Source organism: Frateuria sp. (genome assembly GCF_035695185.1).
In the GTDB taxonomy this organism is placed as follows: domain Bacteria; phylum Pseudomonadota; class Gammaproteobacteria; order Xanthomonadales; family Rhodanobacteraceae; genus Frateuria_A.
On sequence record NZ_DASSES010000071.1, the window covers coordinates 1 to 7,051 of the forward strand.

A 7,051-nucleotide genomic window follows, 5' to 3' on the forward strand; every position below is an offset into this window, starting at 1 on the left:
GCGCCGGTCGCCGTTTTGGACACGCTCGACCAGGGCGCTATCCAGTTCGTTTTCGCCCATCCGGGCCGTCTCCTTCGATAACCGCTTGGGTGGCGCCAGCCGGATGGTAACGCGCCGCCCTGAGACAAGCGGCAGGAGCGCAAGTTCACGCGGACGTCACGGTGTCTGGCCGGTTCAAAAAAAGGCCGTCGACGGACGACGGCATAACCAACATGCGGCGTGGCTCGACCGGATCAAGGGTCCAGGGCAGGCCTGGCCTGGCACGATCGGCGACGGATACACAAGCCGCGGCCGCCCCCGCCCTGCCGATCAGGCCACGTTGGCCTGTGGCTCGGCCAACAGGCGCTGGCGCTCGGCCAGCAGCCGGTCGAAGCTGGCGTGCGGCAGCGGGCGACAGAACAGGTAGCCCTGCAGCTCGTCGCAGTGGTTGGCGCGCAGGAACTTGAGATGCTGCTCGATCTCCACGCCCTCGGCGACCACGCCGCGCTTGAGCCGGTGGGCCATCTCGATGGTCGCGCGAACGATCGCCTCGTCATCCGGATCGATGCCGATGTTGCGCACGAAGCTCTGATCGATCTTGATACGGTCGGCCGGCAGCTTGCGCAGGTAATCCAGCGAGGCCGCGCCAGTGCCGAAGTCATCGATGGCGATCCGGCAGCCCAGCCGGTGCAGCCCATGCAGGTTCTCCACCAGGTTGGGCACGGCCTTGATGCTGATGCTCTCGGTGACCTCGAGCTCCAGCAGGCGCGGGTCCAGGCCGGTTTCCGCCAGTGCGGCGGTGACGGTGTCCAGCAGGTCCGGCTCCATCAGCTGCACGGCCGAGAGGTTGACGCCCAGGCGCAGGCCCAGGCCGTATTTCTCCTCCCACTCGCGCGCCTGGCGGCAGGCGGTGCGCAGCACCCAGGCGCCCAGCGATACGATCAGGCCGGTCTCCTCCGCCAGCGGGATGAACACACCCGGGCTGATCGGCCCCAGCTCCGGATGCTCCCAGCGCACCAGCGCCTCCATGCCGACGATGTCCTCGCTTTCGGCATCCACCTGCGGCTGGTAGAACACGCGCAGCTCGCCGTTGCCCTCGGCATGGCGCAGGCGGGTCTTGAGCAGCACGTCGTGCTGCTGCGCCTGTTCCGGGCTGATTTCGTAGAACTGGAAGTTGTTGCGGCCCTGGCGCTTGGCCGCATACATCGCCTCGTCGGCGTGCTTGAGGAGGGTCTCGGCGTCGAGCGCGTCGTCGGGGTAGAAGCTGACGCCGATCGAGGCGGTGACCTTCAGCGGCGCTTCCTCGCCGGCGATCTTCAGCGGGGCCTCCATCACTTGCACGATCTTTTCGGCCACCCGCAGCACGTCGTCGTTCTTGATGATGTGGCGCAACACGACGACGAACTCGTCGCCGGCGTAGCGGGCCACCGTGTCGGAGGCGCGCACGCTCGAGCAAAGGCGGTGGGTGACCGTTTTCAGCACGTGGTCGCCGGCCGCGTGACCGAGGGTGTCGTTGATGTCCTTGAAGCGGTCCAGGTCGACGAACAGTACGGCGAAGGTCTCGCGGGTGCGGTGTGCCTCACGGATGATGGTGTCCAGGCGATCGTTGAACAGCAGGCGGTTGGGCAGGCCGGTAAGCGCATCGATCAGGCCCTCGGCGCGGCCCTGCTCGCGGGTCAGGCGCAACTCCTGCGCATGCGCGAAGCGCGCGGCGGCGCAGCGCAGCACCGGCTCGACCAGGCCCATGTCGCCGAACGGCGTGCGACTGCCGACCAGCAAGGCGCCCAGCACCGAGCGCCGCTCGTCGAACAGCGGCAGGCCGGCGAATCCGGACACGCCCAGCAGATCGAGCAGCGGATCCCCGCCACCATGCTTGCGGGCGTCCGCCGGATGCAGCACGGCCTTACCGTCCAGCACCTGCCGCAGCAGGCTCTGCTGGGCCGGCGCGGGCCACGGCTGGTCCTCGCCGCGCCACAGCTGGATCAACAGGGCCGGACCGGCGGCGCCTTCCGCCGGCCGCGCCGACCACAGTGCGAGATAGTCCAGGCCCAGCTCGTCCACCAGCAGGCGCGCGGCCACCTTCTGCGTGTCGATGCCGCTGGCCGAGGCGAACATGCGCGAGAGCAGGCTGAGCGCCGCCTCGGCGCGGATGTCCGCGCGGTCGCTGCGGAACAGCAGCGCAATGGCGTCCTGCTCGCCGTGGCGGATCCGCCGGGCACTGGCCTGGCCGGTGTCCGCGCCGCGGCTGGAGCGCCGCTGGCAGGCATACCAGCGCCGGTCGGCCTGCTGCAGCACATGCTCGATGGCGATGCCCTCGAAGGCCAGCAGCTCGCGCAGGCCGCGGCCCACCAGTTGCTCGACCTCGAGGTGGCTGTGCCTGACGACCGCGACGCTGGTTTCCAGCACGCGCTCGGTCTGCGGATCGACGATCAGCCATTCGCTGGCGTCTTCCTCGAACGCGAAACGGTACTGGTCCGGACCCGCCTGCACCGGCAAGGCCGCCGGCGGGCGGACACGGCGCCAGCGGGCGACCAGTTCAAGCGTCACCTGCGAGGCGTACAACCAGTCCGAGACGCCTGCGGGAAGCTGGCCAGGCCGGATCGGGGCGCCCTCGGCCAGCACCGCGATCATCGGCGCGTCGGCGCAGGCGGGGATGCGCCGCAGCTGTTCGCATACCGCCTGCGCCTCGATCTCGTCGCCATCGAGCGCCACGACCACCAGCGCCAGCGGCGGGCGGCCGTCCAGCAGCAGTTCGGCGTGCGGCACGCCGCGCGCGGTATGGATGGTTGGATGGCCGGCGCCGTCGAGGGCGTCGAACACGTTCCGGCGCAAATCGCGCTGGGCAGCGACCACCAGGATACCGGCGTTCACGCGGTCCTCCGGTTCAGGCGACCAGCCAGCGGCCGTCGCGCAGGCGCGGTCGCAGCGGTGCATCGGGCTGGCCCTTCATGCGCATGGCCATGTCGCCCAGGTGGTCGACCAGCGCCGGGGACGCGTCCAGCAGCACCACCCTGCGCACGTGTCCGGTCGGCGGCTTGGCCAGCTGGCGCAGCAGGGTGCTGTCCATGGCCGACAGCGGTGGCTCCAGTCCCATCAACAGGTAGACGCCGAAATGCATGCTCTGCTGCATGTAGCGAAGGGCCGCGCCCAGGCGCTGGCTGCCCGGCACCCGTGCGTGAGCGTCGATCAGGTTGCCCAGCCCCAGGTCGGGCTGCCAGAGGTAGACCGCCTGCCCGCTACGCCGCACGATTACCCGGAATTGCTCGATCAGCCCCTGGCTGTCGCAACCCTCGAGCAGGATCAGCCCAGCCGGCGCAGCCAGGATGCGCTCGAAGATCTCGATGCCGGGGGGCGGCGGGGCGGAAGCCAGCAAGGGGTTCATCGGGCGTACGTTACGGACTTGCTGGCGAAGCGCAATAGCGCCAGGTCACCGTTCCGGAAGATCGCTTCCGCTGGCCCCTGGGGCCTCAACTCGCAGTCCTCCGCACGCAGCGGTATGGTTCTGTGCTCCCCGGCCACACCTCCCAACGCCATGTTCGAAGGATTGCGCTTCAATCATTGGAAGACGAGCGTGGACGACGGCGGCATCGTCATCCTGGCCCTCGATCGCGCCGGGAGCAGCGTCAACGCGATCTCCCGCGAGGTGCTCGACGAGCTGGCGCAGATCGTCGAACGCCTGGCGATCGAGAAGCCGGCCGGCGTGATCGTCCATTCAGGCAAGGCCTCCGGCTTCGCGGTCGGCGCCGATATCAAGGAGTTCGTGGGCTACGCCGAGCAGGACACCGTGCTGGAGAACATCCGCCACGGCCAGCAGGTGTTCGAATCGCTGGCCCGCCTGCCCTGCCCGACCGTGGCGGCGGTGCATGGCGCCTGCATGGGCGGCGGCACGGAGCTGATCCTGGCCTGCCGCCAGCGCATCGCGGCCGACGACGAGAAAACCCGGATCGGCTTGCCCGAGGTGATGCTCGGCATCCATCCCGGCTGGGGCGGTACCGCCCGCCTGCCGCGGCTGATCGGTGCCACCGAGGCCATGCCGATCATGCTTACCGGCAAGCCGCTGTCGGCCAGGCGCGCCCTGGCTCTGGGCGTGGTCGACCGGGTGGCGCCCCCGGAAGAGCTGCTCGCCGAGGCCCGCGTCCTGCTGCGGCGCCCCCATGCCCGGCCGTTCGCGCAGCGCGCCAAGGCCTGGGCCACCAACTGGTGGCCGGTTCGCCAGATCCTGGCGCCGATGATGGTCAAGCAGACCGCGGCCAAGGTACGCAAGGAGCATTACCCGGCACCGTTCGCGCTGATCGATGTCTGGCAGAACGGCGGTGCGGGCATTCAGCAGCGGCTGAAACTCGAGGCCCGCTCGGTCGCGAAACTGGCGCAGACGCCCACGGCGCACAACCTGATCCGCGTGTTCCTGCTGCAGGAGCGCCTCAAGGGGGCCGGCGGCGGGGTCGACCCGGACATCAGGCGCGTCCACGTGGTCGGCGCCGGTGTGATGGGTGGCGACATCGCCGCCTGGGCGGCCTACAAGGGCTACGAGGTCACCCTCCAGGACCGCGAGATGAAGTTCGTGCAGCCCGCACTGGACCGGGCAAGGGCCTTTTACGAGAAGAAGCTCAAGACGCCGGAAAGGATCGACGCCACCATGAGCCGCCTGCGTCCGGACCTCGAGGGTGCCGGCGTGGCCACGGCCGATCTCGCGATCGAGGCCATTTACGAGAATCCCGAGGCCAAGCGGGAGCTCTACGCGAAGATCGAGCCGCAGTTCAAGGCACAGGAAATCCTCGCCACCAATACTTCGAGCATCCCGCTGGATGAGCTACGTCAGGGCCTGGCTTCTCCGCAACGGTTCCTCGGCCTGCACTTCTTCAACCCGGTGGCCCAGATGCCGCTGGTCGAGGTGGTGCGCCACGACCGGCTGGACCCGGCCATCGAGAAGCGCGCCCTGGCCTTCTGCAAGGCGCTGGGGAAGGTGCCGGTGGCGGTCAAGGGCACGCCCGGCTTCCTGGTCAACCGCATCCTGATGCCCTACCTGCTGGAAGCCCTGCGCCTGTACAGCGAGGGGGTGCCCGGCCCGGTGCTGGACCGCGAAGCGAAAAAATTCGGCATGCCGATGGGCCCGATCGAACTGGCGGACACGGTGGGCCTGGACGTGTGCGCCTCGGTCGGCAAGGAACTGGCTCCGTTCCTGGGCCTGGAGCTGCCTCCCGGCATCGAGGACAAGCTGGAGGCAGGCAAACGCGGCAAGAAAGATGGCCAGGGCCTGTACGTGTGGCAGGAAGGCAAGCCGGTCAAGCCGGAGGTGGACCCGGACTACACGCCCGCGCCGGACCTCCAGGACCGCATGATCCTGCCCATGGTCAACGAGGCGGTCGCCTGCCTGGCCGATGGGGTGGTGGACGACGCCGACCTGCTCGACGCGGGCGTGATCTTCGGCACCGGCTTCGCGCCCTTCCGCGGCGGCCCGATCCAGTACATCCGCAGCGAGGGCGCGGCGGCCGTGCGCGAGCGCCTGGAACAACTGGCACAGCGCCACGGCGAGCGGTTCCTCCCCAAGCAGGGCTGGGACTCGCCGGCGCTCGGCAGGCCTACCGCTCCGTAGCGCACCCCGAAGCGGCGGTGACAGGCGGGTTTTGGCCCGCCTGCCCGGCACGGGCCGCCTTTCCCAGCGCGGCCCGCGGGCCACGCCGAGGTCGACGCGTCACCACATCAGGTCGTCGGGCACCCCGTCGTCGTCGCTCGCGGCGTGCGGATCGACCAGCAATGCCAACTGTTTGGGGTCGATCGCCCGGACCTGCTCAGCGATGGCCCGGGTCACCACCAGGTAGCGGCCGTTCTGCTGCACGATTCCCAGCTGCCCCTGGTTGAGCGCCGCCAGCTGGCCGGCGTCCACATGCACGCGCCGGATCTTGCCGCCGTATTCGAAATGGCGGAGCTGATCGGCATCGTCCTTGTTCAGCACCTGCCCTTCCAGCAACTGCTGGATCTTCGCCTTGCGCTCGCGCCTGAGGCGCGCCTGTTCGGCCGCCTCCTGCTCGGCGCGCTTGCGCTCCGCGGCCTCGGTCTGCGCACGGATGGCGTAAGCCTTGGCGAGGTCCATTTCGCCATTGTCGCGGCGCGGTGGTGGCGCATGCGGCTTGCCCTTGCCCTGCGGCGGGCGCCCGCCCCGGGGCGGCGGCGATTTCGCGCGCTGTTCCTGGTGCACCTGTTTGACGATGCCGCTCTTCAGCAGCTGATCACGGAGAGAGTCGGCCATGACCTGGTTCCAGTGTTGCGTTGACCCGCCGCCGGGCGCGCCTGCGTGTCCGGCGGCCCAGCTATCAGTAATGGGGCGGTGGTGGCTCGCTGTGCGGATCGCTGCCCTGCGCCGTGCGCAGCGACGCGAGCTCGGCGCGCAAGTCGTGCAGCACTCGCTCCAGCGCGACCAGCCGCATGGCTTGCTCGGCGTCGGCGGAGGCCAGCGCGGCCACCGTGTCGTCAAGGAAGGTGAGGCGGACCTCGAGGTCCTCCAGGCGGCGCTCGATGTCAGACATCCGCCGGCCTCAGCGAGCGCCCGCGCCCGATGCCGTAGTAGGCCAGTCCGGCTTCCTCCACCTGCGCCGGGTCGTACAGGTTGCGTCCGTCGAAGATCGCCGGCTCCTTCAGCGCACCGCGGATGCGCGCGAAATCGGGCGCGCGGAAGGCCTTCCATTCGGTCACGATCGCCAGCACGTCGGCGCCCTCCAGCGCCTGGTAGGCGTCCTCGCACAGCACCAGGTCCGGCCGCTCGCCATAGATGCGCTTCGTTTCGCCGCGCGCCTCCGGATCGAACGCACGCACCGTCGCCCCGGCCGCCCACAGCAGCTCCATCAGCCGCCGGCTGGATGCCTCGCGCATGTCGTCGGTGTTGGGCTTGAACGCCAGGCCCCACAGCGCAATCGTCCTGCCCTTCAGCTGCCCACCGCAGTGCCGCTCGATCAGCTCGAACAGCTTGCCCTTCTGCGCGTAGTTGACCGCTTCGACGGCCCCGAGCAGCTTCGCCTCGAAGCCCACGCCGTGCGCGGTGCGCTCCAGCGCCTGCACGTCCTTGGGGAAGCACGAG

Annotated in this window: 6 protein-coding genes; 1 reads left to right on the forward strand and 5 read right to left on the reverse strand. The window is 69.5% G+C overall.

Annotated elements, in window-relative coordinates:
* Positions 1-309: 309 nt before the first annotated feature.
* Positions 310-2,850 carry a bifunctional diguanylate cyclase/phosphodiesterase gene (locus VFH59_RS05030; protein WP_325163791.1) on the reverse strand — a complete coding sequence of 847 codons (2,541 nt, stop codon included), beginning with the start codon at positions 2,848-2,850 and terminating at the stop codon, positions 310-312.
* Between the two features lie 13 nt (positions 2,851-2,863).
* Positions 2,864-3,361, reverse strand: coding sequence for a hypothetical protein (locus VFH59_RS05035; protein ID WP_325163792.1), 498 nt, complete (start codon positions 3,359-3,361; stop codon positions 2,864-2,866).
* Between the two features lie 150 nt (positions 3,362-3,511).
* Here VFH59_RS05035 and VFH59_RS05040 point away from each other — a divergent pair, with 150 nt between their 5' ends.
* Positions 3,512-5,572, forward strand: coding sequence for a 3-hydroxyacyl-CoA dehydrogenase NAD-binding domain-containing protein (locus tag VFH59_RS05040; protein WP_325163793.1), 2,061 nt, complete (start codon positions 3,512-3,514; stop codon positions 5,570-5,572).
* Positions 5,573-5,671: 99 nt separating this feature from the next.
* Here the strand turns inward: VFH59_RS05040 and VFH59_RS05045 are convergent, their stop codons facing one another.
* The 3 genes from VFH59_RS05045 to VFH59_RS05055 form a co-directional block, all read right to left on the reverse strand.
* Positions 5,672-6,226: a DUF2058 domain-containing protein gene (locus VFH59_RS05045; RefSeq protein WP_325163794.1), complete on the reverse strand. Its 555-nt coding sequence runs from the start codon at positions 6,224-6,226 to the stop codon at positions 5,672-5,674.
* 64 nt (positions 6,227-6,290) lie between these two features.
* Positions 6,291-6,503 (reverse strand): SlyX family protein, encoded by a 213-nt coding sequence (locus VFH59_RS05050; protein ID WP_325163795.1) that lies wholly within the window; start codon positions 6,501-6,503, stop codon positions 6,291-6,293.
* The coding region (locus VFH59_RS05055; protein ID WP_325163796.1) for a UDP binding domain-containing protein at positions 6,496-7,051 on the reverse strand (556 nt) is incomplete at its 5' end. The genes VFH59_RS05055 and VFH59_RS05050, both read right to left, overlap by 8 nt.